Origin of the sequence: Streptomyces sp. NPDC005648 (assembly GCF_040605395.1) — a bacterium.
Lineage (GTDB): Bacteria > Actinomycetota > Actinomycetes > Streptomycetales > Streptomycetaceae > Streptomyces.
In genome coordinates this window covers 41,528-67,107 of sequence record NZ_JBEXCS010000051.1, presented here as the reverse complement: position 1 = coordinate 67,107, position 25,580 = coordinate 41,528, and the positions used below count along the sequence as shown (strand labels likewise).

The following is a 25,580-nucleotide window of genomic DNA, read 5'->3' as shown; positions in this document are numbered from 1 at the left end:
GTCAGCCATGTGACTGTCCTTCCACTGTTGAGTTGAGATGGATCGGGAGGGTCGGGGTTCGCAGCCCCTCACCTCTTGAGTAGTACTTTACAGCACAGGTAGTGGATTACAACACCAGGGGGTGAAGAAATTCCCCGGCTCCTGAGGAACCGGGGCTTTCTGCGATCAGGCCAGCTGCCAGCCGGACAGCCGGTCGTCGGCGTCCACGTGGGCGGTCAGCCGCTTGCCGGGCAGCTGGTCGGCCGGAAGGCCCACGGCTGCGGCGATCTCGTCGGCTGCGTACCGGGCCGGCTTCTCACGCTCCTCGGGCGGCACGTCCGCGACGATCTCGGCCTGGTCACCGATCAGCAGCAGGACTCGGACGGGTACGCGGTCGGTGGTCATGGTCTCCTCCGTGGAAGGTCGAGTTACTGGACATGATGCGACGGGCTGATTCCTACGCGGGCGGCCTGTAGAAGTGGGCGCGGACACGGCGTAGCCACGCCTCGACGGCGCCCTCGTCGGGCTGGTCCGGCAGGGTGGACCGGTTCTCGTCGAACGCGGCCTCGTACTCGGCGAGGAGCGGCCGGGCAGCTCCGGAGTCGGCCGCCACGCGGTCGCCGAAGTCGTGGTACGACTCCGGGTCGTCGACTCGGATGGTGAGCCGCCCGGTGGTGTACAGCTCAAGTCCTTGGTGGCACAGGCGCTTCAGGTGCCGGGCGTGCTTCGCGGTGCGCTTGCGGGTGTCCGCGGAGAACGATCCGTCGCCGCGGGCCTCCAGGCGCCGGAACTGCTGGGTCGCGTAGCCCAGGTAGGAGTCGCGTACCTTCTTCGCGGACAGGAACGCGCTCCGGATGCCGATCAGCTCGTCGCCGAGCGCTGTGCGCACCTCGTACAGCTCGCCCGGCAGCCAGACCAGCTCCATGACGGTCGGGTTGCCGCTCAGGGCGAGTCGGCACCACTTGGCAGCTTCATGCAGGGTCCGGTCCGGGTCGGTGAAGACGTGCGATTGGATCAGCTTCTCAAGGCCGTGCAGCTGCACGGTGGGCACGGCATACACGCCGAGCCGATCGATGTCGGATCCTTCACGGGCGAGGCCATAGGCCGTCGAGCCGACGATGCCGGACAGTAGGACGTGCGGGACGTCGGGACGAGCTGCGGTCACAATCGGCCGCCTTCCTTGTGCTTGCCGATGTGGGCCTGCGCTGTGGCCATGCAGGCGTCCCAGCCCGGCTTGTCGAGGCGTGAGGAACGGCCGATGAGAAGGCGCCGACCATCTCGGCCGCAGGGCCCGCACCACGCCGCCCAGGCCCGGACGGGAGGCGCGATACTGAAGCCGACCGGCGGAAAGTCCGCGGGCCGGACCTGAACAGCGGCGCTCACGGTCCCTGCTCAGTTCTGGGCAGCGTGCACGCGCCGTCTCCACCGGCGCAGCGGACGCCGCTTCGGGTGGCGATGTGGACGTGCTCGCCGCCCTTCACCGCGTGGTGAGTGACGGCGCGCACGATGACCGCTTTCCCTGTACGGCGCGCCTGCACGAGGAGCACGTGCCTTTGTGGGAGGCCTGCCAGATTCCGACCGAGCTCGATCAGCGCAGCGATCTGTGGATCGCGCGCCCAGCGCTCTGCACAGTCGCGGCAGGAGATCGGCCCGGATCCTCGGATGCACGCTGGCTGCCCGTCCTCCGTGGCGTGCCGGGCGACGGCGTGATCGCAGATGGGGCACAGCGGGGGCGCCGGCACACGTCCGCGCTCCAGTTGGGCCAGGGCCCGGGAGGAGTCGGGGTAGGGGCGGTAGTTCACTGGCCTCCATCCTCCTCGTCCGGTCGCAGCGCCTGGTCGCGGAAGACGCCCTCCGCTGGTTCCACGATCACCTCCAGGAGCGGACCCACTGTCGGCTGTTGCTCCAGCACGGGCCAGTTGGTGGATCCGTAGCTGGAGTACAGCCACTGCCGCGCGAGGACGACGTAGGTACCGCCGTCCCGCTTGACCGTGTCCCACAGATGGAGCAGGTCGCCGACTTGCGGCGGCTGCGGCGTGTGGAGCTTCCCGTCGCCGTGGTAGGAGCCGACGTTGACGCGGTCGTAGTAGAACTGGCCGCTCTCGGCCGGGGTGCGGATGTAGAAGCTGCACACGACAGGCTTCACGGGGCGGTGCCTTTCTGGTTGTGCAGGGCGATGCTGACGTATGTGATCTCGGGTGCGGTGCCGCGCGGGTAGAGGCCTCGCTCCCAGGCGCCGCGGTAGGCGTCGGCGAGGACCTCGAGGGCGCGCCGTACCGCGAAGCTGGCCGAGTGGCCGGCCTCCATCAGGACGGCGAGGTCGGCGCGCGCCTCGGGCGTGAGAAGGTCTCGCACCGGCTGACTGAGCGGGTCGAGTGGCGCACCCTCCGGCTCAGCCAGTGGCGCATGCGGCGCATTGGACGGCTCGGGAGCTGCCGGTTCCGGCGCTGGCTGGCTCTGCGCCGGGCGGATCGCGTCGAGATCGCGGCGAATCGTGTCCTTCCCGACCCCGAGGCGAGCTGCGATGTTCCTGGCACTGATGCCTGGCTCCTGGCGCAGGAGTTCCTCCACCATGGCGCGGCGCGCGGCGATGGTGAGCGGCGCGGGCATGTTCACTGACTCGCGCCGTCCGTTTGAGTGGCCCGCGCCGATTCGCTGGTGGCGATCTGGTGTGCCAGTGGCCACGCCTCGGCGAGTGCGTACCGGGTGGCGTCGCGCTGCGCCTCGTAGCGGATTCCGTCGTCTTCGGCCACCCATCCGTGCTCACGGTGCCAGCGGTGCCCCTCGCGGTCGCAGATGGCCCACCGGTCCGCGTAGCCGTACGAGCGACGCAGCTGGAGGGGAAGTGCGCTTCGTGCCCAGGGGATCTCGAAGACGGTGGTGTGTGCGAGCAGATTGTTGAGTGCCTGGGTGGACTCGCCAGCGGACAGCTGGGGCGCGTCGCTGGTGTCCTTCCCTTGCTCCATCTCGTCGGCCCTACGGCGCAGGAACTCCGCTGAGTCGCCGCGCCCCGGGTCGCACTCGTAGTCCTGGGGCATGCCGTTGATGTCGTCGGCGGCCTTGCGGAGGTCGGCGACACGCTGCGCTGTCTGGTCCATCTGCATGGCGAGGACGGTGAGCAGGGCCTCCTGGAGGGCCTGCTGTCCTACGCGCGCCCGCTCGGCCGCGCGGTCAGCAGCGCCGGCCAGTGACCTTGCCCGGGTACTAGCAAGTCCCCAGGCGGTCCGGTACCTCTGGGTACGTGCTTCCGCGTCGAGAAGGCGGCGCAGGACCGTAGCGGCGCGCTCGCCCATGTACGCGGCGAGGTTCAGGCAGTACCAGTCTTCGCGCTGCGTGGTGTGGTCGTGCTCGCGGCGGTCCTGCACCGACTTGCCGAAGGACATGAGCAGTGAGTTCCGAGCGGGCTGAGCGTCGCCGAGCTGCTCGGCGAGCGCGGCGCGCTGGTCCGCGGTCAACGTCTCTCTGGCGCTCACTTGTTCTCGCCACCCTCCGCGTCGGTCGTGGGCAGCTGTTCGGCGCGCCAGGCGTCGGCTTCTTCCTCGGATAGCTGGGTGTGCGCAGAGAGCTGCACCTCGATGCCGTCGACGACTGTGGTGGTGTCGCCGCGCTGGAAGACGTAGGTGCCGATGGTGCTGTAGATGTCGGTCACCAGGTGGGCGCCCAGTGTCCTGGCGACGTCGGCTGCCGCGTCGACGCTGGCCGCTCGCAGGCGGAGTTCGGCGCGCCCTTCGCCGTCCTGGTGGCCGGTGACGTGGGCGAACTGCACCACGAGGGCAGCGTCGGGGTGCTGCGCGGCGAGATGCCGAGCGAGCCCTGTCACTCGGCTGGCGCGGGCCTGGAGGCCGTGGATGCCGGCGAGTGGGCTTGCCGAGTCCTGCGGGTCGTCTTCGCCGGCGTCCGTGTGCTCGGCGGCGCTCTCGGCGAGGAGCCGGCCGAGGTGGAACAGGCTGGAGACTTGGGTGACTTGGTCGTGTCCGCATGCGAGGCAGGGCCGGACCAGTTCGAAGCCGACGGACGTCCTGTCCTCGTCGGTGCAGTCGACCCGGTAGCGGAGATACTCCAGGCGTCCCGGGGCAAGTAGGGCGCGGGCCTCTTCGATGTGCTCGGGAAGCCCGACGACCGTGTACTGCCAGTCGAGGTTCCCGGCGTCTTCGCAGAGAGTACGGACAGCGCAGCTGCGGGCGGACTCGACGAACTCGTCCTGCTGTTGCTGGAAGCGTCCGCCGTCCTCCTCGGCCTGCATGGCCGTTCCCTCGGTGTAGGTCAGAAGGGCGTGCTCGATCAGGTTCATGGCGGTGCTGTTCATGGTGGTCACGGCCTCTCGACGTTGGGCAGCGGGAGTCCGGCGTCCCTGAGGGACTGCTCGGCGGCGTACGCGCGGCGTTCGAAGCGCGAGGACCGGAGCTCGGCGTTGAGGAGCCGCTGGGGGTGGACCATGACGGGATCGCCGAGGAGGGCCGACAGGGGAGCGTGCTGGCCGTCGCGGCGGAACACCTGCTCGGCGAGGGGATGCCCGTTCTGGATGCGCCAGCAGGCGTTGTCCCAGCCCGCAGCGAGTACGTCCGCGTAGCGCAGGACGTCGCGGTGCCGGTTCAGGGCGATGATCTGGCGCGAGGTGACGATGGGGCACGTCTCGTGCGTCTCCGCGGTCTCCCGAAGCAGGCCGTCGTGGTCGAGCTGGTGGAGCCACCACTTCGGGCTCCAATCGGGGTCCTTGCCCTGGCGTCTCGCGTCGGTGGGGTGCCGGTCGACGCTCCAGCGGACGCCGTCGGCGTCCTGAGTGGTGAACTGCTCGTCGCTGACGCGCCGCCACTTCAGGCGCGGTACGGCGAGGGTGTCGGAGTTCATGGTCATCCGTTCCGGGGTGGGGCCCGGCGGCGGGAAGCGAGTCTCTGCGTGATGCGGGTCGCGTGTCCGGCCGCCGGGCTGTCGTGGGTCAGCGTCCGGCGATGTCGTGGAGCCGGTAGATGGCCGTGTCGGCGTCCCCGTACCAGAAGGTTTCGGGCTCCTTGAGGCCGAGTGCTTCGCGGGCGACGTCGCAGATCAGGCGCCGGTCTCCGTCCTTCTCGGCGTAGACCTGGGCGTGGGTCAGATACTCGCCTCCTCTGGGAGACGTGGCCCTGACCTCCTGTTCGCCTTCGCGTAGGTCGACGATGGTCCAGCCGGTGACGTGGGCAACCCATCCGGCGGCGCACAGCGTGGTTCCGCAGGCGGGTGCCTGGTCGGGGGTCAGCTGGCGGCTAAGCGTCAGCCACGCCCAGTTGCCCATCTCGAAGGCGCTGGGGTCGTTCTGGATCCCGTCGAGGGCCGCGGCCGCCACTTCGGCGGGTGTCGTCGGCAGGCGCACGTGTGCCGTTGCAGGCATGCTCAACTCCCAATAAACGGTGGGTGTTTGAGTGGCGCCGACGGGACTCGAACCCGCGACCTGAACCTTATAAGGGAACTGCTCTGCCAACTGAGCTACGGCGCTTCGATGTTGAGTTGTGGGGTGGGGTCGCGCCCCGCTCGGGGGAATTTCGGGGCGCGACCCCGGGCAGCGACCGGACTGGGGGGAGTTCAGTCCGGACGCCGGTCCGTCGTGAGGCCGCAAGGGCCCGAATGTCCGATCTCGGTGCCGCGACCTCTGTAAATGACAGTACGAGAATGTACGACTCACCACAAGACATGAGTCGCACTTTCTTTGACTTCTTCGAACTGGATCTTCCTAGTCCGCGGCCTGCGCCGATGCCCGGTTTTCAGTGAGGAGATACAGGCGGGTTCCCTCGTAACGGGCCGGCGCCTGGGTGTCGCCGTCCTCGCACGCGTCGTTGATGCACCATGCGCGCGGCCGGTCGTCGTCCGCGCGGCCGTACACGGTGCGCTCCCCGCAGGCGAGGCAGAGGGCGTGCCGGAAGTGCACGGACGGTCCGCGTAGGCCGAGGACGGTGAGGACTGTGCCGTGCCAGCGGCCGACCGTGCGCGTGACCTCCGAGACACGGTCGGCATTCTCGGCGCCGGGCGGGATCGCCTTCATGGCCCGGTACCAGGACTGCGTGTGCGCCGACCCACGCAGCCGCATGTCGAGGCTGATGGCTTCGACCTTGATGCGCTGCGCCCAGTTCACGGCTTCGAGGGAGGTCGGCGGCCGGGAGCCGGGCGGCGCATGGCCGGCGTCGCGCGGCTGGCGGGAGCGGAGCCCGAGGGTGTCGAGCCGGTGGATGAGGCCGGGGCCGCCGTCGCCAGGGTGCTCTTTGTCTCCGGAGTAGCGGTCGACGAGATCTTCCACCAGGTCGTCAAGCGTCTGCATCGGCGTCCTTCCTGCAAGCTGCGGCAAGGGTGGCCTGGGCTTGAGCGAACAATTCAGGCTCGTCGTCCGGAGGGAACTGGATGGGCTGGGATCCATCGCCGAGCAGCACCCAGCCGAGTACGTCGCCGTCGTCGCGGTACGCCATCCCGAGCGCGAGCCCGCGCGGATGGAAGACGGTCCGGTTGATCAGCCACAGCAGCCCGGATTCCTTCAGCTTTAGCCACGGATGGACGGATGCCTCGGAGTCGTCGTCGAAGGTGACTTTCAGCTGACCGTCAGGCATCTGCGGCCTCCTGCGCGTCGAGTCGCTGGAACCGCCACTCACCATCAACCCGCACCGCTCGGTAGCGGCCGGGGTCGGCGGGTGGCCCGGACAGGGAGGCGCAGTGCCGATGCAGGGTGCACTGCATCAGGGCATCGCCGATGCGCTCGCGCAGCGGGTGCCGGACGGTGAAGCCGGTCGTGTCGAACTGGACGATGTGCTCGGTTTCGCGGTCGGTCAGGAGGTCCTGGACGGCGTACACGCGGGGGCAGCGAGTGGCCTGGCACTGGATCACGCCGTCGGTGCCACGGCGCTCCAGGGTCTGGCCGCAGCCCATGGGGCAGTAGCCGGGTACGCGCATGTTGTCGGTCATGGTCAGTCGTCCTCGCCCGCGGTCCAACGCACGTTTCGGATGCCGTGCGCGAGGATTTCCATGCCGAAGCGGTCGGGCGGCAGCTGCACCCGGGCGCGCGGGTAGATGCGGAAGCGCTCAAGGTCGAACGTGCACACGGCGTCCGTGCCGCGGCCGTCGGGATCGGGCTCGTAGCGGACCGGCCAGCGGGCGACGAGACGGCGGGCGTACCAGGTGGCAGCGTGACGTTTCTTCCATATCTGCCAGGTCGAGGCCGGCACCTCGTACGGCACTCGGGTTCTCTGGGTCAGCTGCTCGGGCGGCAGGTCGTCGGCGAGGATCTTCGTCCGGAGTTGGAAGAGGTACTGGCCGAAGATCTCCCGCTGCATGGAGACGTCGAGGTCGAGGAAGATCTCCTCGCCCACCATGAACTGCTGCGCGTACTGCTTGAAGTTGAGTACGAAGCGTTCCTCGTTGAGCAACGTTCAGGCCTTCCGGTGGGTGAGGATGCGTTCGGCCGCCGACCAGGTGGCGCACGGCCACGCGACGATCGATCCGTGTACGGAACAGGCGGCGCAGAGGGCGCCGGCCTTCGTGGGGTCGGCGTGCGGCTTGGGCCGGTGGGTGTCGCGCAGGCTGGTCAGATCGGTCCGGAGTCGGCTCACCTCGCTGCACGCCTTCGTTCCGGCGAGGAGGGCTGCTCGGACATCGGCCATGACTGCTGTGGCCTGTTCAGCGGTTGGCACGGTCCCTGGCGGCCGGAGGGTCAGTTGTAGGTAGCCGATGGTGGCCATCGCGATGGTCTTGCCGTCGGCTTCCAGGTCGAAGGGCTCCAACTGCGGGACGCCGAAGGGGTGATCAGACATGGCTGGCCTCCGCGGCCTGGCGCTTCGGGTTCTTCAGGCGTTCGGCCTCGAAGGAGATGACGAGCCCTGTGTCGTCGCCGTGGATGTGGACGTCGCCGGTGCGTACGCCCTGCGCGGCCAGCCGTGCGCGGTCGTGCTCGGCGACCGCGACGGTCTTCTCGACCTCGGTGTGGTGGGCGGGTGCCTTCAGCGTCCACTCGTGGTGGTCAACGGTCCTGATGCGCTTGTCAGCGTCCATCGGGATGCCCCTCGGCTGCCTCGGTGGCCAGCTGGGCGCGGATGCTTCGCTGGGCGTCGGCCGGCAGGGTGCTGAGGAGTTCTTCGGCGTCCGGGTCGCGCGGGTAGTCGAACTCCGGCATGGCGACCGGGCGCGGCTCTACGCTTCCGGGTTCGATGATCAGGTCGCGGTGTCCCCAGGCTGGCGAGCCGCCGTGGGTGACCTTGTCCCAGCCGCTGCCGTCCTCGTCGTCGAGGTAGAAGGTCTGGTCGCCGTACTGGACCTCGATGGCCTTGCGGCGGGTGCCGACGAAGTCGCGGGCCCAGTACAGGGGGAAGACATGGTCGTCAGCGACGATGACGGTGACCTGGGTGGCGACGCACGGTTCGCCGTTCCATTGGGTGTCGGTGCTCACAGGTGTGTTTCTCCTTGCGCCAGGGCGCGGTTGGCTTCCTGCTCGGCGGCGCGTTCGGCGACGTCGTAGCCCAGGTATTTGGTCAGTTGGTCGAGGACGGCGCGGACGGCGTCCGCCGGGTACGGCTTGGCCGGGGGTGTGAAGCTGCCGGGGTGCGTCGCGATGGTCACCAGGTCGAGCAGGAGCTCGGTGGGCACGAGTTGGTCGTGTGGCCATTCGGCGCGGGCGCCGTGGTAGCCCTTCAGGAGCTCGTCGAGGGAGTGGGCGGACGTGCAGAAGCCGTACTCGGGGTCGTCGACGACGAGGGCGTGGCCGGTGGGGAACTCGGCGCCGTGCAGGATGCGGCCGTTGTGGTGCAGCCGGAAGCCGCGGGTGTAGTCGGGTTTCACGGGCGGTCGTTCTCCTTGGGGTGGTTCTCGTTGGCGGGGGTGCCGTAGCCGGCCGGGATGTCCAGGGCGCGGCAGCAGGGGATGCAGCGGCGTCGGCCGAGGCGGGAGAACAGGCCGGGCATCCACCACCGGCGGTGTATCCCGCAGGCGGCGCTGGCGGGGATCGTCCGGACCTCGTCGGTGGCGTCGCGCATCGCCTCTGGGGTGATCTGGCGGCCCGGGATGGCGTGGAGCCGTCGTTCCTTGCCGCTCACGAGCCACCAGCAGTGGCCGTTCTCTGGGATCGGGTGTGCCGTCATGGCTGGGTCGCCTCCTTCCTGATCCGGTTCGGGTTGTGGTGGCTGGGGGAACGGGCGCAGGTAGACGATTCCGGGGGGCAGGGCAGGGTCCGCGACGAGCGGCCATCCGAAGAAGTCACCCATCTGGTTGGTGGCCACCGGCTGTTCGAGCCGCTCGCTGAGCTGTGCCCGTAGCCGCGCGGTGAGCAGGTCGAGCGTCTGCGGCTCGGCCGCGACCTGCTGCACGGGGTGGATGGTGACGACGGCGAGCTTGCTCACGGTCGGGTCACCTCCAGGCGCCGACGGCCACCGCGGTCCTGCTGGGTGGCCACGACGTGGTACCCGGCGGCGCGCAGCTCGGCGGTGATGGCCTCGAGCTGGTCTGCCTCGCCCGGTCCGTCGTAGAAGACGTGCACGGCTCGGGTGCCGCCCTGGGCGACTCGGAAGCCGGGGTCCCACTCGCCTGCCTCGAACTCGGAGAACTCGTGGCCCTGGTCGCGGAGGAGCCGTTCGACGCTGGCGGCCTTGATTCGCCGTCCCATGGTCAGGCCTCCTTCACGGTGAAGTTCAGCTCGGCACCGAGACGACGCAGCCGGTCCCACGGCCAGCACGAGAACCCGCGGTGTTCCGCAGCTGCCTTCACGGCCTCGTCGTCGGACTGATAGGCGGCGGCTAGCAGGGTCAGCCACTCGTCCATGACCCACTGGGTGCGGCTGTGGACGCCACACCGATAGGCGCCGTCTCGGACCGGATAGCTGGGCGGGCAGCCGAGTTCGACCAAGCCACCGGAATAGCGGGCGATGATCAAGTCGCAGCGCGCATGGCTGTCGGTGTCGTCTCGGATGGCGGCTTCAGCTTGGTCGGGCCGGTTGTGTCCGAGGCCAGTGATGGCGATGGCGGGATCGTGGCCGAGGCAAAAGATGTGGTAGGTGCTGCTCACCGGTCAGGGCTCCTTCCGGTCGAGCGCGATGGTGGTGGAGCACTGGCTGTGGAGGACGGGCGCGTTGTCGGTGGTGTCGTACCGGCCGTCGTATGCCGAGCACTCCGCGCAGATGACCCGTCCTCCGTACTCGACGGGACGGTGGAGCTCGCGGGCGCGGTCAAGGCCGGCCTCTGCGGACCGGGCGCGACGTGCCCACCGCTTGGCCTGGTCGACTGCCCTCTCGCGGGCGCGGGCGAATCGCATGGCCTCTTCGAGGTGGTCGAGGCCTTGCCGGTCATGGCCCGCGATCCAGCTCATCGACCGACACATGTGCTGGATCGCACGGCGCGCGCCAGCCAGCTCCCCGCGGGTCCACGAGAGCTGGTCCCGGACCTCTTCCGGGGTGGCGTCCGCCTGGAGGCCCTTGCGCACGGTCAGGCCTCCATCTCGTGCGGGAGCTGACAGAGCGTCTCGGGGTCTACGGAGTGCCCGGCGGCGTCGAGTGCGCGATTGACTGCGCGCCAGATGTAGGTCCGGGTGGCCAGCGAGTGCCAGGGAAGGGTCTGCAGGTACTCGTTGACGGCCTTGTAGCCGCGCTGGCGCGGGGTCCGGCAAGCGCCGTCGGCTTGGCCTTCGGTCGCTTCGGTCGCTGTCGCAGGCTCGGGTGCACGGTGCGGAGTAGCTCCAACGTGGGAGTCGCTCCACACCGTTCGGCCGAGCCCTTCACGCACGCTGGCGTGCCAGTGGCCGTACTCGCCGTCGCGGTGTCCGACTCGGAACGCACAGCGTTTCAGGATGGCTTGATCAGTGGCGAAGGTCGCGGTGCAAGGAGGGAGGTCAGCATGCGCGAGGATTACGTGCCCGTCGAGGAGGTGGCGCGGCGGGTGTTCGGCGCAGTGCGGGCACCGCGCGGAGTCGAAGAGAAGGTCCGGGACGAGGGCTGACTTGCCGTCTTCTGCGCCAGAGTTGCTGGCCTGCGCATTCTGCTCTTGCGGCACGACATCGGCCAGCGCGTCCTCAGATTCGTCCAATACGTCGTGCAGTTCGGCGCCAGCGGCACGCACGAGGAACATCGCCGACCCATGAGCGTGCTGCCAGGCTCGGGCGAGTCCGTACGCCCGTCCGTTGGCGGCCAGAGCATCGTCACGCTGCTTCTGGAGCTGCTCGATGATGGGCATGACCACATCGGCGAGTGCTGCACCGAGGCGTTTCCGGTGGAACACCCCCTCGATCGGGTCGTGCCGTACCTCGGCGAGTGCCCGGCTCATCTGCCGGTGCAGGTAGGCCCGTTCAGCCTCCGGGCCAACGAATACTGGGGGTACGTCGTAGGCCTCCGCGATGTCGGCGAGGAGCTCGCGGCGCGCGGCGGCCACCTCGTGGGACCACACAATCCGGGTGGCACCTCCGTGGCCGTGGATGCGCTCGAAGGGCTGTGCGCCCTTGTTGTGCCAGACGTCGGTCTTGGGCTCGTTCATCGGCGGCTGGTCGAGCCAGTGCGTGACGACCCAGCCGTCCGAGAACTGCACGCCCTCAGCGACGACGCCCTCGCCGGAGACGCCAGTCAGGTCCTCGTCGCGCTGCGCGACGAAGGTCTGCGGGAATGCGGGCTCGATCAACGTCCGCTCCCTTCGGGCTGGAGCGCTCCGGTGCGCTGGCGCGGGAGGGCGGTCGTGAGGGTGGTCTCGGTGTCAGGGTCGAGGAGCTTCGCGACGGGGATGCGGGGGATCTGCACGATGTCGTCGTCGACGGACGCCGCGGTGGCCGGAGCGTCAACGGGCGCCGGGGCCGAGCCGATTGCCCGGTGCCTGCCGGTGCCTCGCCACGGGACGAGGGCGAGCGCCAGGCAGGCGATCACGGCGTTGGCGCAGATGCCGAGGATGGTGAAGGCGGAGAGGCCGCCCCCGGTATGGGCGAGTGCGGTATACACGAGTTAGTCCTTGAGGTCTTCGATGGTGCTGAAGGTGGTCAGGCGCTGCCGAGCCTCGTGAAGGGTCCGGCTGCGTTCGTTGCGCGCCGTGATCGCGGCGATGGCGCGAGTTGCTGCGGCGTGCACGCCCACCGCGAGGAGGGTGGCCACTACGGCCGTGGCGATGGCGGTCAGGCCACCGATCGCGCCGACCAGGTAGATCTGGTTGTCGGTGAGAGTGGCCATCAGCTGTCGACTCCCCTGCTGTGGGGCGGCGTGAAGAGGCTGTAGAAGGACGCGCCAGCGAGGAAGGCGGCGGCGATGAGGCAGCCGAGAGCGCGGACCCGGTGCTCCTCGTAGGCCTCGCTGAAGCTCTGGAGGAGGCAGGCCAGGGACAGCAGGGCGAAGAACCACGAGGGCCGCACGCCGAGCAGGAGAGCGGCCACGGCGAGGACGACGACGGTGAGCGCTGTCAGGCCGATGAAGTGCATCAAGGTCCTTGCGGGGGTTCGTAGTTGTCGATGGACGGGAGGCGTCACGAGGCGGTCTTCAGCGGGACTTCGGACGGTGCCGGCTCCGCGGCTGCCGGATTGCTTGTGCGCGCGGCCGTGGCCCGCTCAAGGCGGTCGCGGCGCACCTCTGCACTCCAGCACTCCGGGTCGATGCGCTCTGCCCGCCATAGGTGTCCCAGCAGGGCGTTGTGGGTGCCGCACGGTTCGGTTCCGTCGAGGATCAGCGGGACCGTGTCGTCCTTGCAGCGGATCGCCTCGACGTCGAGACGCCACCGTTCGTTGTGAGCCAGCCCCGCGACAATGCCGTCCCGGTAGTCCCGATGGGCGCCTCGCTCCGCCTCCTTGACGCTCGCGAGGCACTCAGTCCGCACCGGGCATCGGACCACGCAGATGAGGCGAGCCTCGTGCTGCCGGTCCTTGGCGAAGAACATGTCCGGGTCCTCCTCGCGGCACGCCATGCGGTCCATCCAGTCCAGGGGGCGCGCGGCCGTGTCGGGGACGGCTCCTGAGTAGGCCATGGGTCACTCCTCGGACGGTGTGGTCGGGAGGGTCTTGGTGCCCTTCGCGGCCTTGCGGATGGTCACCCGCCGGTCGCGGCGCCGGACGGCGTCGGCCAGGTGGCCGGACACTCGCAGCCGGACGACCCGGTGCGCCGGCACGGGGATCGCCTCGCCTGTCTGGGGGTTGCGGACGGTGCGCCGCTTCACCTGGTGCGAGACGAAGGTGACGAAGTTCGTGATCGCCACGTCGTGGCCGGATGCGTTCGCGCGGGCGATCGCGTCGAAGGTGGCCATCACAGTCGGGCGTACCTCGTCGGGGAGGGTGCCGAGGTCGGCGGCCACATGGTTGATCAGCGTGGTGGTGGTCAGGCGCTTGGTGATGGGGGTGGGCTTCTTCTTGGTCACGGTTCTCTCTTCTCTGGGGTGATGTCGCCCGCCGCTCGGCCTGGAGTCATCCGGGCGGCGGACGAGACTGTGGGTCAGGTGCTGGCTCGCCAGGCGGTCGCGGTGGCGTCGGCGAACTCCTGGAGTTCGTCAGGCAGCGCGCTCGCGTCGTCGGCCGGGGATGGTCCCGGCAGGAGCTGCCGCATAGCGGTCGCGTTGGCGAGGTCGGCGCGAAGGCGGCTGTTGTCGGCGCACGTCGCGTCGAAGCCCTTCAGCTGCACTTCGAGGTCTTCGACCTGCTGTTCGGCCTTCTCCTTGCCGACGAGCGCCTCGCGCAGTTCGTCGTAGGCCCCGTCCAGCTCGGACGTGAGGCCGAAGATCTTGCAGACCAGCTCCTCGTTCTGCCCTTCGAGGCCAGCGATGTGGGCCCGCAGCTGGGCGCGGGGGACGACATACCGGTGGACCCCGCGGCCAGCCGGTGCGGCGGCGTACGCCGCGACCGCGGTGCCAGCAGTGCCGAGTGAGAACAGCAGGTAGCCGATCACGCGTTCACCTGCCTCTGTGCGGGCGCGCAGAGCGAGCAGCTCGTCTTGAGGCACGGGTTGCCGTTCGCGATGGCGAGCTCGTGGTAGGCGCCCTCGTTAGCCGCCTGGAGGTCAGCCACGCGCCGTTCCAGCTGCTTGTTCCGGCCGCGTTCGTCGGCGAGCTGGACGCGGAGGCGGTTGGTCTGGGCGTCGCTCAGCTGGGAGCGCCAGCGGCGCAGGAGCGCGGGGGTCCTCATGAAGTCCTCCGGTTGAGGTCGGCCGCCTCCAGGCGGCGAGAGAAGGCGTCGAGGTCCTCGGTCAGGCCGGCCTCGATGGACTCGTGGAAGTCGCTCGTGGCCTGGGTGTTCTGGCTGGGCGTCGTGAGTATGCGGTGGCCCTCGTAGGGCCCGCGGGGCAGCAGTTCGCCCTGGCCGTCCGGCACCGGCAGCGGGCGCGGCTGCGTGTCGGGGTCGTTCTCGTCGCGGAACTCGGTGCAGGTGTAGTCCGCGTGGATTTCCTGCTCTTCGGTCTGTGTCAGCCACTCGGCGGGGCGCTTGCCCTCCAGCGCGATGAGGATCAGGGGGCAGCCGTTCGCCTCGTCGTTCTGCCGGGCCGGCTTGTCGTGGACGCAGCGGTCGCAGTTCTTCGCCGACCAGACGTCCCACTGGGAGCTGTTGGAGAACGTGCCCTCGCTGCGGGCGTCCTTGATGGCCTCGTCGTAGGTGCGCATCAGTGCTTCGCCTCCCGCAGGGCGGAGGGAAGACGTACGACGTGCTCGCGCAGGGTGCCGGTGGCGACTTCGTAGTCCTGCGCCCGGCCCCAGCTGGCTCGCGGGAAAACCTCTCGGAGGATCACGGCCGCCTGGTGGTGCAGGCCTCGGTCGAAGACCGGCACTTCCCTGCCGTTGGTGCCGAAGAAGGTGGTGACCCACCGATAGCCCTTGGGCCAGTTGACCCGGGTGACGCGGACTTCCTTCACGCTGCGGCCGACGAGGGTGTACAGCTGCTCGTCGAGCGCGCGGCGCTCCTTGGCCGTCGCCGTCCACTCGGACGTCCGGCTGCTCATGCTTCACCGCCGGGATGGAAGCAGCGGCGCACGTCGTCCTGGAGGCGCTGGTAGGCGGCGATTGTGCGTGCGGACCAGCGGTGCTGCGGTCCGTGAAGGTCGCGGAACCACGCGTCGCAGGTGGCCAGCAGCAGGACCTCCCGGTCCTTGTCGCGGGCCTCGATGCCTCCGTCGGCTGGGGTGACGCGATCGGCGTGCGCGATGGCCAGCTGAGCGAAGGCGCCCTCGAGGGCCGGGGCGTCAAGCGCGTGCCGGTCCGGGTCGTCGAGGGGCAGCCGGTCGTGCAGGCGCTGGAAGGCGGCAGTCTGGACGCGGCGGAAGTGACGCAGCTGGAAGGCGTCCCAGCGTTCCCGGAGCGTGAGGTGCGGCCGGGTGGTGGTGCGACGGGCGATGTGCACCGTTGCGGTCATCGCCATCATCTCCCTCGGTCAGTCGGTGTCGGTGTCGGTGTGGTGCAGGGCTGCGCGGACGGCAGCGGCCCCGCGTTGTGCTGTCTCGGGTCCGGGCGGCTGCCGCCGGTGGCGCCAGAGCTCGGGTCGTGCGGCCAGCAGGTCGGGAGGCTCGGCTTCGGGGTCGGCGATCAGTTGCGCGACGGCGACGACCAGACGGCCGAAGCTCATGTCTTGTCGGCAGCGGATCTGCGCGACGACGTCTTGCAGGAGGTCGGCCGACCAGTCCGGGCGGGCTGCTGCGGCGAGGGCGAGCAGCTGCACCGTTGCGGGCCGGGGAACGTCCGTCACGTCGCCCTCCTCTCCGGGAGGGGCGCGGCCGCCGGCCGTTCGTCAGCCAGCCGGTAGGGGGTGCGGATGCCCAACTGGCGTTCTCGCTCGTCCAGCTCGCGGTGCAGGCGCCGCAGGCGCTCGGCAGCAGACCAAGAGGCAACGCAGATCTCGCAGAGCCGTCCCGTGTGCCAGATCCGTCCGGACTCGCAGGCGACCAGGCCGCAGCCGCGTCGTACGACGGCCGAGCCGAGCAGCCACCGACCCGGGTCACCTATCTGCTCGGTCGACGCGAACCGGAATTCCAGCCGAGCGCGGATCTGCTGCGGCTCCTGGCCCTCGTCGAGCTGGCGGCCGATGACCCTGGCCAACTCTCGTACGACGTACGGCGAGAGGCCCGGCAGCAGCGTCTCCACCGGTTCGAGGACTCGCCAGATCCGCGGAGCGAGGCTCAGCTGCGGCCCCGCGTACGGTCGGCGCAACGCGGCGGGAAGCGGAGAGTTTTCCACAGGCTCTCGCGCTACTACCTGCTCTCGCCTCCGGCGGATGTCCAGGGCGGCAGTGGGCGGATCATCGGGTGAGTCAGTCGGGTGGTGTTCCTTAGACGCGAGGGACCCGGCCTCAAGATCCGCACCCGATCCCTCTTCAAGATCCGCAGTCAGTGAGTCCTGAAGTGGTTCGTCGTGCACGGTGTATGCGTGCCGGCCGCGGTATCCCGCGCGGCGCTCGACGCTGATCCAGCCGACGTCCTCGAGGGACCTGAGGATGCGGCGTACCGAGCGCGGGTCGAGCGGCTGCCCGGCCTGCTTGCCCGAGCGGTGCCTCAGGACCTGGCCGAGCTCGCCGAGGGTGAGGTGATGCCCGATCGCCGTTGCGTACGAAAGTGCAGCGTAGGTCCGCAGTTGCCGGGGGCTGAGCGCTTCAGCAGCTCGCGTGGGCACCCATGCTCCGTGCTCGGCGCGGCCGACGGCGCGCACGCGCCGGACAGCGGTCGTGCCACGGCCGCCGGGCAGCGTGCGCCGGTAGCTGGTGACCTCGGCGACGTCGTCGTCTGGCGCTGGCCTCATGAGCTGCGTCAGGGCGCGTTCGACGGTTGAGCGGGCGAGGCCGAGTAGCCCTGACAGGTAGGCGACCCCTGCCTCGCAGCCGGACTCGCGGCGCGAGAGAGCCGCGACCTTGGTGTAGACGCTGACCGAGGCGTCGCTGTAGTAGCCGACGACGACACGAAGCGGTACGCGGACGCGTTGAGGCATGGGGTCACCTCCCTTCAGGGCTCGGTGGGATGTAGAGAGGGGCTTATGGCGTGCGAAGTGCCTTGATGGCCGCTGCGCAGGCACCTTCGCCGTTGTCGCGGTCGTAGAGGCGTGGGTCGATTTCGTCGTCGTTCAGGCGCAGCTTCATCACGCGGCCCTGGAGGTAGTCGAAGTACGGGTCGTCGCCTGCCTCAGCCAGCACTTCAGCCGCCCGCTGGGCGGTCATCGGCTGGGCGGATGCGGGATTCAGGAAGCCGAGGCCGAGGGGCTGCGAGGCGTTGAAGAGGGCCGCAAGAACGGCGGCCTTGTCGAGACCGCTGACATTCACTGTGGACATGGCTGGCGCTCCGGGATCAGTCGTCGCTGGTGTCGTTGCCGTGGGCACCATCGAGAGCGGCGGTCAGTCCGTCGGCGATCGTCTTCAGCTCGTGCATGACCTCGGAGATGGTGAGGTTGGACGTGTGCAAGACCCGGCGGGCGTACAGCCCCCAGTGGTTCAACCCGGCCCGCAGGCGGGCGGTCTCGAGGTAGGCCAGGTGACCACCGGTGAGTCGGAGCGTGGACTCGTCGAGCTCCAGCTGGCCGTCATCGTCGAGGGTTCCGCGGGCCGTGCGCTGGAGGTGCAGGAACCGCAGGGCCTCCCGCACGTAGCCTTCCTGGGCCTCGTTCGGTAGCTCCAGAGAGACGATGCGGACCTTGACCGACGCCTCCTTCTCCGACCCCGGAGCGGGCTCGGTGCGCTCCAGAGCAGCGAACTCCCCGATGAACAGGCGCCGGGCGGCCGGGGCGGCGTAGACGGGCCGGATGTGCGGTTCCAGCGCTTCCTGCGCGGACGCCGACACCTTCGCGTCGAACTTCAACTGCGTCACGACTGGGGCTCCTTGAGGAAGTCGTTCAGGCGCCAGACCTTGATGACGGCGCCGGGGGTACGGAGGGCATCGCCCCAGAGCACGTAGACCTTCGAGGCGGACAGGGATGCGACGGTGCTGTCGTCGGCGAGCACACCGGCGTCCTTCAAGGCGTCCTGGGTGGACCGGACGAGCTTGTCCAGGTCGGGCTTGCTGGTCGGGTAGGCCGGCGCGGACGCCTTCAGCTGTCCCGCGTTCCGCCCGGTGCCGTAGTGGCCCTTCGGGCGGCGCAGGCTGAACTGCACGTCGACCCACACGGGAACGTCGAGCGCGGTCCAGTTCTGGTCATGGTGGAGGGCATCGAGTGCGGCGGTCTTCACGGCCTCGCGCCAGGGCTTGACCTTGGCGGACGACTCATACATGGCTCCTGCCGCGTTGCGGGTCTTGGATCCCTGCGGGCCCGGAGTGCCGTGCACAGTGATCGCGAGAATCGGCCGGGTCACGGCGTCTCACCGCCGTTCGCGTGCTGGTCGAGTTCCATTGCGGCGAACTGGAGGATCTCCGCGGTCGTCCTCCCCGTGACCGGGCGAAGCAGCGCGACCGTTCCGACGGAGGCGCCGGCAGCGAGCAGCACGGTGGCGATGTCCGCGACCGGAAGGTCGACGAGGCCGGAGATCTCGTTGGCGACGACCGCGGCGGTGCGGATGACCTCCTGGGTGTACGGGCTGCCTGCGTTGCGGGCTCGGTTCTCGCGCAGCACTTGGAGGACGACGTCTCTGTCCCAGTCCTCTGACTTGATGGGTCTCAGGCCGCGGGCTTTCATTGCGCTCATGACGGCGTCGCGCCGCTGTTCGGCGGTCATCCGAGCGTCACCGCCCGGATCGTGATGCCAGGGGCGGCCACGGTGCGGACGTGCTCAGCGATCTCCCGCATCTGTTCGGCCCAGCTCGGGGACAGGTCGCGCGGGGTCTGTCCAGCCAGGGCCTTGATGACGTCTCCGTGGACCACGTCCAGGGTCTCGACGGGCCTGGGAAGCGACTCGATCTCGGACAGCCCGACACCGGTGTTGGCCGGGTTCCAGCCGGTGAAGACGATCGGTCCGGCGTACGGCTGAATGCGTGCACCGAACGCGGCGAGCACGCACGAGCCGGTGACATTGCGCGGATACCGATCCGGGGAGCGCAACCCGACGTCGTTGGCCCATCCTGCGGCGGCGAGGCCGGGGAGGTAGATGCGCGACCTTCCCTCGGGACCGATCACTCTGTCCCAGTCGAGGTCGCCGTCGTGGTGAGTGAGGTCGCCGTCGGTGGCGATGATCGCGTACCTCATCGACGGCCGCCGATCCGGGCCTTGTTGCCGGGACGGTTGATCGCGGGCGCCTTGCCCAGGCGGACCTTAGAGACTGGAACCCAGACTCTCCAGGTGAACTCGTGCTCGTTCTCCCAGGTGGCGAACACCATCGGCCTCTCGAAGTACTCGCCCGCCAGGCACACGGCAGATGGCTTGCCGCTGAACAGGCCCGGCACGTGTGGCGGCTCGTCCAGGGCGACGGTTCCCTGCCGGCCGCAGGCGTGGACGATGCGGGCGCCCACCGGGTACTGGTCGGCGAGGTCAGTCAGGCGGACCCGGAAGGGATCGGCTTGGCGCCTCTCCTGGTCGACGACCGTGCCCCGGTAGTCATGCGTGCTCTTGGTCATGACGCTGCTCTCTCTGCGTTGGTGCTGGGGGTGCCGACGTAGCGGGCGCGGATGGACCAGAGGCCGCCTTCGGTGAACGGGACGGCTTCGAACGCTCCGGCGGGCCGGAAGTCGTCGATCAGGCCCTTGCGGATACGGTCGGCCGCTCTGCGGACGCCGTCGTACGAGAAGTAAGGGCCGATGGTCACGAACTCGCCGGGCCGTTCCCGCAGTTTCTGGGAGCGATCGCAGTAGTGGAGCTTCCAGGCCTGAGGGCTCATCCGATGCACGACGATCGGCTTCGGGATGTTGAGCTTCTCGACGGGAAGCCACCCGTAGTGCAGCGCGGTGGTGACCGCGTGAGTGAGGTTCTGCACGCCGAGTCGCAGGTACAGGCGGGCCAGCAGGGCGCGCACGGAGTCCTCGCTGAGGCTGGCCTTGCGGGCCGCTCCGAGGCGCGTGTGCCCGTTGGCCAGCGACGCCAGGACCTCGATCTCAAGGTCGCTCAGAGGACAAGTCATCGGCTCGTCCGGCCGGTGGTCGGCGATCACTTTCTCGATGGCGTCGAGGGTGTCGAGATCGCTGTCGCCGGAGGCTGCTCCCCACAGGTCCTCGATGAACGCGGCGAGTTGCTCGGTGTCGTACGTGCGGGCCCACGGGAAGGCTCGGTCGTCAGTCACGGTCGCCGCCGTCCTGGCCGCTCTCCAGGTCGCGGATGCGCTGCTCCAGGGTCTGGATGAGGGCCTGCTGGCGGGAGACTTCGCCGACGTAGCGAGGGAGTGCCTCGCGGGCGTGGGAGATGAACTCGACGACGGGAATCCGTTCGGTGTCCGCCCAGGTCTCCAGGAACGCGATGGGTCCGACCTGGTCGGGGAGACCATGTGTGCTGGGCTCGACGTTCCACGGGCCTACCGGGGCAGCCGCGATGATCTGCTGCGTCTTCTGCATGTACTCGGTGGTGAGCGGCTCAGGCATGCCGGCCGTCCTCGGCGTCGAGCGCTGCCAGGACCTGGCGGAGGCTCTCCTGGAGGGCACCGCACTGGCTGTAGACCTGGCCGACGGTCGCCGTGTCCAGGTCGAGGGAGCTGGCCTCGGCGAGGGTGCGGTGGGCGTTTCGGCGGGCGATGTCGAGGGGCGGGGCGAACGTCGGGGTCGAGTTGACGATCCGCAGGGCAGTTGCGGTCTCGTCCCGGTCCGCGAAGTCGGTGTGTGCGATGCTGGTGTGCATCGGGTCCACCTCGTTCCTCTCAAGCTGGTTGGGTGGTGGGCCGAGGGCTCGCCGGGTGCACGGCGGGCCCTCAGTGCGTTCAGGGGCGGCCGGTTCGGCAGCGGCGGCACTCGAACCGCCAGGTCGGGTTCCGGTGGCCGCAGGTCTCGCAGAGCCAGCGGCAGATGACGTCGATCAGGGCGCGCATCAGGCGGCCGCCTGTCGGGGGGCACCGGATGCCACGAGGCCGCCGAGCAGCACGACCAGGCGTGCGATCTCGGCGTCGGTGAGTCCACACGTGGGGCAGTCGCCGGGGTCCGGGCTGCCGTGGTCGCAGGTCTCGTTCCAGCCGGCGTCGAAGGCTTCCTCGGCGGTGCGGCAGATCCGGGCCCCGGCCATCAGGCGGCGCTCTCGGCGCCGGGGGCGGTGGGCTGCTCATCGGGGAGCAGATCGGCGATCTTGCAGCCGAGGGCCTGTGCGATCTTGCCCAGGTTGTTGGGCGAGAAGTTGGCGTTGCCCTTCTCGACCATGCTCACGAGCTGCTTGCTGATCCCGGCTCGGCGGGCGAGCTGGGTCTGGTTCAGCCCCGCCTCGATCCGTCTGCGCCTGAGGCGCCCCCGGTCAAGTTCGGTTCTCGATCTCATGTAAGGGACAGTACGACTATGTATCTGACTGTACAACCCCTTACTGATCAGTAGCTGTGACTTTCTTTGACATCTGCTTTCAGTGTTGCACTACGGCCTTCCACCTGTGCAGGTTGTGTGCGGAGCCCTAGCGACGCCCCTGCCTAAGTTCGATACAGTCCAAGAAAGTCCAACAACCCCATACAGAGAGGGCAGGGGTACACGGTCATGGGAGCACCGGCGACACCCCCACCGCCGGAGGCGATGCTCATCCGCCTCGTACGAGAGGCCGCCGGACTCAGTCCGGAGGTCGCGGCGGCACGCATGGAGATCAAGTTCAGTGGTAGCCGATGGCGCCAGATCGAGCGCGGCTGGCGCAAGGACAGCGACACCCAAGTCATCGCCCCATCGACGACCTTGGCTCACATCTGCTGGACGCTGGGCATCAGCGCCGACCGCCTCGCCGAGACCGGCCGAGATGACGCCGTCGAGATCCTCCGGGAGCTGGAGCGCTCGAAGGGATCGGCAGCCGAGGAACAACCCGCGCCGGCTCCATTCGCGGAGCTGGAGGAGTGGCAGCAGAGGGTCATCCTGAATGCCCTCGACGAGCGCCCCCGTAGCGCGGCCGAGAAGGCCCTCCTGTTGCGCAGGCTCGCCACGAAGATCGAATCCCACGAGAAGGCCGCTGCCCACGCGGCGCCACCGGGAGGCGCCCGCGGACCCTATCCAGTCACTGGGCGCACCGACCTGTCGGACCTTGTGCGCACCGCGCGGGATGCGGCCGGCCTGAGTCTTGAGGACGTGGCCGCGCGCGCCGTGGACCCGGGGACCGGCGACCACGTCATCGAGGTCGACTGGCTGGAGCGCCTCGAGTCGGCGACTCTGACCCAGGAGGAGTTCCCGGCCTACCCGCAACTGGACGCTCTGGTCTCCGTTCTGGGCCTGGATCTGGCGCAGGTCCGCGCGGCAGCGGGCGGCCAGTTCCTGGGCCTGGAGACCATCTGGAGCACGGACGGCCGAGTCATGGCCAACCTGAAGGGCGAGCACCTGACCCCCGAGGCGGCCCAGAAGGCCCAGGCGCTCATGGACATGTTCCGGACCGCTCCCGAGCGGCGTGGCCAAAAATAGTCGGACCGCCAACTCCCCAGCTGTATTGCCCCAGTTGACAGAGGCGGGCGTTGCGCCTGGTGACAGAGGTGTGGCCAAAAGTAGTCGGTCTGTGCATGATGGGGCCTCGCCGCAGTTAGGACCGGGTGGCGCAGTCCGTGCGCGTCATCCTCCGCGGCGCAACCATTCTGCCTTGGGGGGTGACGGCCTCATGCCGTATCAGTCACACAAGCCCGTGGTCTACAGAATCGTGGACGAGGAGGAGATGCCAGACGGCCTCGTCGTCACCATCAAGGACTGGCCAGGCGGCCACGCCGAGGTCCTCTTCCGGCAGGGGGAGGTCTCCCCGTCGCTTCCCGACGAACTGACCCGCCAGAGCAATCATCTGATCGTCCACGGCAGTTGGCGCCAGGCATGGACCGAAGGCGAGCGCGTGGAGGGCCAAGCCCTTGGCCTCCTACTGGGCGTCAATCGGTGGGAGAGCGTCCCCTCGCATCTGATGCCCCCAGGGCACATCGTCTTCCCCATCCAGGAAGAGGGCCTCTGCGTGTGGGTCGTCGACGAGGACTGCGTCTCACGCAAGGTCCGTAACGACATGAACGACATGCTGTTGCGGATGGTAGGAGACGGCCTCTGGTATCAGAACTGGCCCAAGAGCCGGCCACTTCCTGCTGGCCACCCCGCGCTACCCGACTTGGCCCCCTCCATGCCGTCGCCCGTGCTGGTGTAGCACGCATGCTCACGTCCCGCGCCATGCGCCCCCGGCATTTGGCGACACCCCTGACCGTAGCGCCTGGTAATGCCTTACCTAGAGCTTCATCACGGCTCGATCACGATCGGCATATATGCATCTAGGCGTGACCGAAAATGACGCATTCTCATCACCTGCACCACACATCCAACTCAACCGTGTGCTGCTCGTAGGGGATGGGAATGACGGATTTCATTCTCGCGGGCGCACTCGGCGCAATCGCTCTGGTCGTATGGCTGCTCTTCCGGCAGCTGAGGAAACTCAGCTGGCAGCTCACACAGCTACGCGTCGAGCGCGACAGCGACAGGATTCTTCGTGACATCGGATATCAACCGGAGGCAAGGTCTTTAGAGCCCACCGAAGAGGAAATTGAGCCCGTACGAAGGAAACGCCATCTGGCCTTGTATATGGGAGGCCTGGCAGCTGTGCTGGCCAAGCTGCACCAGATCCGCCGCACACGGCCGCGAGCCGTGCTGGCTGGTGGAGTCGCAGGCACAGTAGCCATCGGCACCGCTGTCCTGCTAGTGGTCGTGCGAGGGGGTACAACGCCACCAAGCGGCGGCTTGTCTCCCACTCTGACCCCGGCGCCTACAGGCACCGCGACAGCTTCCGCTGTATCCAGCGCATCAGGCCCGTCGGGCGAACCACCGCCATCGACGAGCGGTCCCCCAGCAGCGGCTAACGCGAGCCCGGGGGGTGAATATGCCGCATCGGCCACGGAACCCGCCTACGCGCAGCCGTCGGTCACCCTGAGCCCCACGGGTGAGCAGTCCCCTGGCAGCCCGACTCCCAGCTGCACAGGGTCATCCCCCGCATCGAGTGCGTCGCCCCCTTCTGGGTCCTCCGCACCGGCCCCGACGGCGACCGGATCAGGCTCCCAGCCACCGCTCCCCGATCTATGCGTCGACGTCCGCAGTCTGCTGGATCTGAGGCTGTGTCTCTGTCTGTAGAGGACCGTCCGGCGTGTCCCTGAGTGATTTCCGGGTCAGTCTCACACTGTCCGGATCGAAACCAGGGCCACGCCGGGTGCTGGGCAAGACCTCGATCTCGAACAGAGCGGCTACTACCTCGTGCCGTACGTCAACCGGCTCAGCCTCCCAGGCCTCTTTGCCGATGCCGGCCATACGAGTGAGCAGCCTCTGTCGGGATGTCAGCTTCAGCCTGTCCCGCAGCTCAGCGATCTTCTTGTCGAATGAAGCCAGTGAGAGCAGCGCGAGAGCCGGGTCGACCTCGGGATGGTCAGCGAGCTCTTCGAGTTGCTTCTTCGTCTGCCTCTGCCGGGTCTCCAGCGCCGTGATTTCCGTGGCGATCGCAGGGACGCCTTCTACGGCCGCGCTCTGGAGCTCGCGCAGGAACCGCGCCGAGTGCAGCACCTTCAGCGTGCGGCCGGTCACGTAGGCGTCGAGGTGCTCCACGTTCCGTGCGATGTTGCACATCTTGCAGTAGTAGACCCGGTAGGCGTTGTATCCCGGCTTCGTGTTCCTGCCCTTGCCGCCCATCGGCTTGCTGCGCCACGACGTTCCCCCGCACCGCCCACACTTCAGCGCTCCCGGCAGCAGGTGCACGCGCGCTGGCCCGGGGTTCGGTGATTCGGTGCGTCGTTGGTCGTGCAGTGCAATCAGGGCCTGCCGCTGCTCTTCGGAGATGACCGGGTCCCAGACGGCCGCGTGCAGGACGCCCTCGTGCTCGATGAGACCGGCAATCCGGGGAGAGGTGAGCGCGGACCACAAAACCCGCGAACTCCAGGGATTTCCCTCTGTCGTCGTGGAGACGGAGTTCATGTAGCGCAGCACAGCGGCCATGTTCGGTACCGCGATGAGTCGCCGCGCGGCCTCGGCCAGATGGGCGGTCTCTTCCTTCACCGGCTTGTTGTTGTCGAGGACCTCGACCAGGCGCTCCTCGCCAGTTTCCGGGTCACGCCGGGCTTTCATGCGGCCGGTAGGGACGCCCCACCCGTAGGGGCGTCTCCCGCCCTGCTGGCTCTTGCCGCGCTTCGTGACGTCAGCCTTGTAGCCGCGCCGGCGGCGGCGGGACAGATGGTCGACTTCCCGGCAGGCCTGGGCGGCCTCGATCCGCAGGACGAAGCGGTCGTCCGAGCTGCTGAGGTCTCGGACTCCGGAGACGGAGGCCAGCGGCATGTGTCTGGTGTCGGCGATATTGAGGAGCAGCTCGAGGTCGTACGGCTGCCGGATGAGCCGGTCACCGTGGTAGGTCATGATCCCGTCGTGGTGGTGGTTCGCCTTCGGGTCAGACGGGATGAGCTTGCCGCTATCTCGGTCCAGGGTGAGGAGCATGCGGTCCCAGTCGGGCCGCTTGCGGTTACGCTGCCAGGCGCTACGGCTGTTGTCGACGTAGACGCAGCAGAAGTCGGGCCAGCCGAGGCGTGCACCAGCGGCTCGTCCGTCCTCCTCCTGGCGCTCGACCTTCTCCAGGGAGCCGTCAGGGGCGTACGACAGGCGGCAGTACAGGCAGGGCTGTTGCGGGATCAGGAGCACTCGGTTCCTCCTTCCGGGGCCGCGGGTTCATCATGCCCCGGAGT

47 protein-coding genes and 1 tRNA gene are annotated in these 25,580 nt (G+C 68.7%); 2 read left to right on the top strand and 46 right to left on the bottom strand.

The window, feature by feature from the left end; translation table 11 throughout:
- Positions 1–165: 165 nt before the first annotated feature.
- From ABZT17_RS26970 to ABZT17_RS26750, 45 genes are all read right to left on the bottom strand, one after another.
- On the bottom strand, positions 166–384 hold the full coding sequence (locus tag ABZT17_RS26970; RefSeq protein ID WP_356352192.1) for a hypothetical protein: 219 nt from the start codon (positions 382–384) through the stop codon (positions 166–168).
- Between the two features lie 52 nt (positions 385–436).
- Complete coding sequence (locus ABZT17_RS26965; RefSeq protein WP_356352190.1) at positions 437–1,144, bottom strand: nucleotidyltransferase domain-containing protein; 708 nt, start codon at positions 1,142–1,144, stop codon at positions 437–439.
- A gap of 633 nt (positions 1,145–1,777) precedes the next feature.
- Complete coding sequence (locus ABZT17_RS26960; RefSeq protein WP_356352188.1) at positions 1,778–2,125, bottom strand: hypothetical protein; 348 nt, start codon at positions 2,123–2,125, stop codon at positions 1,778–1,780.
- A complete protein-coding gene (locus ABZT17_RS26955) occupies positions 2,122–2,589 on the bottom strand; it encodes an HTH domain-containing protein (RefSeq protein ID WP_356352187.1) in 468 nt (155 codons plus the stop codon). The genes ABZT17_RS26960 and ABZT17_RS26955 overlap by 4 nt, the downstream gene beginning before the upstream one ends.
- Positions 2,590–2,591: 2 nt before the next feature.
- Positions 2,592–3,452, bottom strand: coding sequence for a hypothetical protein (locus ABZT17_RS26950; RefSeq protein ID WP_356352185.1), 861 nt, complete (start codon positions 3,450–3,452; stop codon positions 2,592–2,594).
- Positions 3,449–4,285, bottom strand: coding sequence for a hypothetical protein (locus ABZT17_RS26945; RefSeq protein ID WP_356352183.1), 837 nt, complete (start codon positions 4,283–4,285; stop codon positions 3,449–3,451). The genes ABZT17_RS26950 and ABZT17_RS26945 overlap by 4 nt, the downstream gene beginning before the upstream one ends.
- Positions 4,286–4,290: 5 nt before the next feature.
- Positions 4,291–4,833 carry a hypothetical protein gene (locus ABZT17_RS26940; protein ID WP_356352181.1) on the bottom strand — a complete coding sequence of 181 codons (543 nt, stop codon included), beginning with the start codon at positions 4,831–4,833 and terminating at the stop codon, positions 4,291–4,293.
- An 82-nt stretch (positions 4,834–4,915) separates the two neighbouring features.
- The gene (locus ABZT17_RS26935) at positions 4,916–5,344 is read right to left on the bottom strand and encodes a hypothetical protein (protein WP_356352179.1); all 429 of its coding nucleotides are present in this window, start codon (positions 5,342–5,344) and stop codon (positions 4,916–4,918) included.
- Positions 5,345–5,376: 32 nt separating this feature from the next.
- Positions 5,377–5,448, bottom strand: a tRNA-Ile gene (locus tag ABZT17_RS26930).
- A 235-nt stretch (positions 5,449–5,683) separates the two neighbouring features.
- A complete protein-coding gene (locus tag ABZT17_RS26925; RefSeq protein WP_356352177.1) occupies positions 5,684–6,265 on the bottom strand; it encodes a hypothetical protein in 582 nt (193 codons plus the stop codon).
- Complete coding sequence (locus tag ABZT17_RS26920) at positions 6,252–6,548, bottom strand: hypothetical protein (protein ID WP_356352175.1); 297 nt, start codon at positions 6,546–6,548, stop codon at positions 6,252–6,254. The genes ABZT17_RS26925 and ABZT17_RS26920 overlap by 14 nt, the downstream gene beginning before the upstream one ends.
- Complete coding sequence (locus ABZT17_RS26915; protein ID WP_356352173.1) at positions 6,541–6,900, bottom strand: DUF6085 family protein; 360 nt, start codon at positions 6,898–6,900, stop codon at positions 6,541–6,543. Before ABZT17_RS26915 ends, ABZT17_RS26920 begins: the two co-directional genes overlap by 8 nt.
- 2 nt (positions 6,901–6,902) lie before the next feature.
- Complete coding sequence (locus tag ABZT17_RS26910) at positions 6,903–7,361, bottom strand: hypothetical protein (protein WP_356352171.1); 459 nt, start codon at positions 7,359–7,361, stop codon at positions 6,903–6,905.
- Between the two features lie 3 nt (positions 7,362–7,364).
- Positions 7,365–7,745, bottom strand: coding sequence for a hypothetical protein (locus ABZT17_RS26905; protein WP_356352170.1), 381 nt, complete (start codon positions 7,743–7,745; stop codon positions 7,365–7,367).
- Positions 7,738–7,983, bottom strand: a complete 246-nt coding sequence (locus tag ABZT17_RS26900) for a hypothetical protein (RefSeq protein WP_356352168.1) — start codon at positions 7,981–7,983, stop codon at positions 7,738–7,740. The genes ABZT17_RS26905 and ABZT17_RS26900 overlap by 8 nt, the downstream gene beginning before the upstream one ends.
- Positions 7,973–8,377 carry a hypothetical protein gene (locus ABZT17_RS26895; RefSeq protein WP_356352166.1) on the bottom strand — a complete coding sequence of 135 codons (405 nt, stop codon included), beginning with the start codon at positions 8,375–8,377 and terminating at the stop codon, positions 7,973–7,975. The genes ABZT17_RS26900 and ABZT17_RS26895 overlap by 11 nt, the downstream gene beginning before the upstream one ends.
- On the bottom strand, positions 8,374–8,766 hold the full coding sequence (locus ABZT17_RS26890) for a hypothetical protein (RefSeq protein WP_356352165.1): 393 nt from the start codon (positions 8,764–8,766) through the stop codon (positions 8,374–8,376). The genes ABZT17_RS26895 and ABZT17_RS26890 overlap by 4 nt, the downstream gene beginning before the upstream one ends.
- Positions 8,763–9,323, bottom strand: a complete 561-nt coding sequence (locus tag ABZT17_RS26885) for a hypothetical protein (protein WP_356352164.1) — start codon at positions 9,321–9,323, stop codon at positions 8,763–8,765. The genes ABZT17_RS26890 and ABZT17_RS26885 overlap by 4 nt, the downstream gene beginning before the upstream one ends.
- Positions 9,320–9,586 (bottom strand): hypothetical protein, encoded by a 267-nt coding sequence (locus tag ABZT17_RS26880; protein ID WP_356352163.1) that lies wholly within the window; start codon positions 9,584–9,586, stop codon positions 9,320–9,322. Before ABZT17_RS26880 ends, ABZT17_RS26885 begins: the two co-directional genes overlap by 4 nt.
- Positions 9,587–9,588: 2 nt before the next feature.
- On the bottom strand, positions 9,589–9,984 hold the full coding sequence (locus ABZT17_RS26875; RefSeq protein ID WP_356352162.1) for a hypothetical protein: 396 nt from the start codon (positions 9,982–9,984) through the stop codon (positions 9,589–9,591).
- 3 nt (positions 9,985–9,987) lie between these two features.
- Entirely contained in the window at positions 9,988–10,398 is a 411-nt protein-coding gene (locus ABZT17_RS26870) for a hypothetical protein (RefSeq protein ID WP_356352161.1), read from the bottom strand.
- 2 nt (positions 10,399–10,400) lie between these two features.
- The gene (locus ABZT17_RS26865; protein WP_356352160.1) at positions 10,401–11,582 is read right to left on the bottom strand and encodes a hypothetical protein; all 1,182 of its coding nucleotides are present in this window, start codon (positions 11,580–11,582) and stop codon (positions 10,401–10,403) included.
- Positions 11,579–11,893 carry a hypothetical protein gene (locus ABZT17_RS26860; RefSeq protein WP_356352159.1) on the bottom strand — a complete coding sequence of 105 codons (315 nt, stop codon included), beginning with the start codon at positions 11,891–11,893 and terminating at the stop codon, positions 11,579–11,581. Before ABZT17_RS26860 ends, ABZT17_RS26865 begins: the two co-directional genes overlap by 4 nt.
- Before the next feature lie 3 nt (positions 11,894–11,896).
- Positions 11,897–12,118, bottom strand: a complete 222-nt coding sequence (locus ABZT17_RS26855; protein ID WP_356352158.1) for a hypothetical protein — start codon at positions 12,116–12,118, stop codon at positions 11,897–11,899.
- The gene (locus ABZT17_RS26850; protein WP_356352157.1) at positions 12,118–12,363 is read right to left on the bottom strand and encodes a hypothetical protein; all 246 of its coding nucleotides are present in this window, start codon (positions 12,361–12,363) and stop codon (positions 12,118–12,120) included. The genes ABZT17_RS26855 and ABZT17_RS26850 overlap by 1 nt, the downstream gene beginning before the upstream one ends.
- Before the next feature lie 44 nt (positions 12,364–12,407).
- Positions 12,408–12,902, bottom strand: coding sequence for a WhiB family transcriptional regulator (locus ABZT17_RS26845; protein WP_356352156.1), 495 nt, complete (start codon positions 12,900–12,902; stop codon positions 12,408–12,410).
- 3 nt (positions 12,903–12,905) lie between these two features.
- Complete coding sequence (locus tag ABZT17_RS26840; protein WP_356352155.1) at positions 12,906–13,289, bottom strand: HU family DNA-binding protein; 384 nt, start codon at positions 13,287–13,289, stop codon at positions 12,906–12,908.
- A 74-nt stretch (positions 13,290–13,363) separates the two neighbouring features.
- Complete coding sequence (locus ABZT17_RS26835) at positions 13,364–13,813, bottom strand: hypothetical protein (protein ID WP_356352154.1); 450 nt, start codon at positions 13,811–13,813, stop codon at positions 13,364–13,366.
- Complete coding sequence (locus ABZT17_RS26830) at positions 13,810–14,049, bottom strand: hypothetical protein (protein WP_356352153.1); 240 nt, start codon at positions 14,047–14,049, stop codon at positions 13,810–13,812. The genes ABZT17_RS26835 and ABZT17_RS26830 overlap by 4 nt, the downstream gene beginning before the upstream one ends.
- Positions 14,046–14,522, bottom strand: coding sequence for a hypothetical protein (locus tag ABZT17_RS26825; protein WP_356352152.1), 477 nt, complete (start codon positions 14,520–14,522; stop codon positions 14,046–14,048). Before ABZT17_RS26825 ends, ABZT17_RS26830 begins: the two co-directional genes overlap by 4 nt.
- Complete coding sequence (locus ABZT17_RS26820) at positions 14,522–14,857, bottom strand: hypothetical protein (protein ID WP_356352151.1); 336 nt, start codon at positions 14,855–14,857, stop codon at positions 14,522–14,524. Before ABZT17_RS26820 ends, ABZT17_RS26825 begins: the two co-directional genes overlap by 1 nt.
- On the bottom strand, positions 14,854–15,267 hold the full coding sequence (locus ABZT17_RS26815) for a hypothetical protein (protein ID WP_356352150.1): 414 nt from the start codon (positions 15,265–15,267) through the stop codon (positions 14,854–14,856). The genes ABZT17_RS26820 and ABZT17_RS26815 overlap by 4 nt, the downstream gene beginning before the upstream one ends.
- A gap of 18 nt (positions 15,268–15,285) precedes the next feature.
- On the bottom strand, positions 15,286–15,597 hold the full coding sequence (locus ABZT17_RS26810; protein ID WP_356352149.1) for a hypothetical protein: 312 nt from the start codon (positions 15,595–15,597) through the stop codon (positions 15,286–15,288).
- The gene (locus ABZT17_RS26805) at positions 15,594–16,829 is read right to left on the bottom strand and encodes a hypothetical protein (RefSeq protein ID WP_356352148.1); all 1,236 of its coding nucleotides are present in this window, start codon (positions 16,827–16,829) and stop codon (positions 15,594–15,596) included. Before ABZT17_RS26805 ends, ABZT17_RS26810 begins: the two co-directional genes overlap by 4 nt.
- Positions 16,830–16,872: 43 nt before the next feature.
- On the bottom strand, positions 16,873–17,166 hold the full coding sequence (locus tag ABZT17_RS26800; RefSeq protein ID WP_356352147.1) for a hypothetical protein: 294 nt from the start codon (positions 17,164–17,166) through the stop codon (positions 16,873–16,875).
- Between the two features lie 16 nt (positions 17,167–17,182).
- Positions 17,183–17,698 (bottom strand): hypothetical protein, encoded by a 516-nt coding sequence (locus tag ABZT17_RS26795; RefSeq protein WP_356352146.1) that lies wholly within the window; start codon positions 17,696–17,698, stop codon positions 17,183–17,185.
- Entirely contained in the window at positions 17,695–18,153 is a 459-nt protein-coding gene (locus tag ABZT17_RS26790) for a RusA family crossover junction endodeoxyribonuclease (protein WP_356352198.1), read from the bottom strand. The genes ABZT17_RS26795 and ABZT17_RS26790 overlap by 4 nt, the downstream gene beginning before the upstream one ends.
- Positions 18,154–18,176: 23 nt before the next feature.
- Entirely contained in the window at positions 18,177–18,539 is a 363-nt protein-coding gene (locus ABZT17_RS26785) for a hypothetical protein (protein WP_356352145.1), read from the bottom strand.
- Positions 18,536–19,006 carry a hypothetical protein gene (locus ABZT17_RS26780; protein ID WP_356352144.1) on the bottom strand — a complete coding sequence of 157 codons (471 nt, stop codon included), beginning with the start codon at positions 19,004–19,006 and terminating at the stop codon, positions 18,536–18,538. The genes ABZT17_RS26785 and ABZT17_RS26780 overlap by 4 nt, the downstream gene beginning before the upstream one ends.
- A complete protein-coding gene (locus tag ABZT17_RS26775; RefSeq protein WP_356352143.1) occupies positions 19,003–19,374 on the bottom strand; it encodes a hypothetical protein in 372 nt (123 codons plus the stop codon). Before ABZT17_RS26775 ends, ABZT17_RS26780 begins: the two co-directional genes overlap by 4 nt.
- The gene (locus tag ABZT17_RS26770; protein WP_356352142.1) at positions 19,371–20,033 is read right to left on the bottom strand and encodes a LuxR C-terminal-related transcriptional regulator; all 663 of its coding nucleotides are present in this window, start codon (positions 20,031–20,033) and stop codon (positions 19,371–19,373) included. Before ABZT17_RS26770 ends, ABZT17_RS26775 begins: the two co-directional genes overlap by 4 nt.
- Positions 20,026–20,328 (bottom strand): hypothetical protein, encoded by a 303-nt coding sequence (locus ABZT17_RS26765; protein WP_356352141.1) that lies wholly within the window; start codon positions 20,326–20,328, stop codon positions 20,026–20,028. Before ABZT17_RS26765 ends, ABZT17_RS26770 begins: the two co-directional genes overlap by 8 nt.
- Positions 20,321–20,581, bottom strand: a complete 261-nt coding sequence (locus tag ABZT17_RS26760) for a hypothetical protein (RefSeq protein ID WP_356352140.1) — start codon at positions 20,579–20,581, stop codon at positions 20,321–20,323. Before ABZT17_RS26760 ends, ABZT17_RS26765 begins: the two co-directional genes overlap by 8 nt.
- 186 nt (positions 20,582–20,767) lie before the next feature.
- On the bottom strand, positions 20,768–20,959 hold the full coding sequence (locus ABZT17_RS26755) for a hypothetical protein (RefSeq protein ID WP_356352139.1): 192 nt from the start codon (positions 20,957–20,959) through the stop codon (positions 20,768–20,770).
- The gene (locus ABZT17_RS26750) at positions 20,959–21,204 is read right to left on the bottom strand and encodes a helix-turn-helix transcriptional regulator (RefSeq protein ID WP_356352138.1); all 246 of its coding nucleotides are present in this window, start codon (positions 21,202–21,204) and stop codon (positions 20,959–20,961) included. Before ABZT17_RS26750 ends, ABZT17_RS26755 begins: the two co-directional genes overlap by 1 nt.
- 207 nt (positions 21,205–21,411) lie before the next feature.
- Here ABZT17_RS26750 and ABZT17_RS26745 point away from each other — a divergent pair, with 207 nt between their 5' ends.
- Positions 21,412–22,311, top strand: coding sequence for a hypothetical protein (locus tag ABZT17_RS26745; protein ID WP_356352137.1), 900 nt, complete (start codon positions 21,412–21,414; stop codon positions 22,309–22,311).
- Between the two features lie 190 nt (positions 22,312–22,501).
- Positions 22,502–23,020 (top strand): hypothetical protein, encoded by a 519-nt coding sequence (locus ABZT17_RS26740; protein ID WP_356352136.1) that lies wholly within the window; start codon positions 22,502–22,504, stop codon positions 23,018–23,020.
- 917 nt (positions 23,021–23,937) lie between these two features.
- Here the strand turns inward: ABZT17_RS26740 and ABZT17_RS26735 are convergent.
- Positions 23,938–25,536, bottom strand: coding sequence for a recombinase family protein (locus ABZT17_RS26735; RefSeq protein ID WP_356352135.1), 1,599 nt, complete (start codon positions 25,534–25,536; stop codon positions 23,938–23,940).
- Between the last annotated feature and the right edge of the window lie 44 nt (positions 25,537–25,580).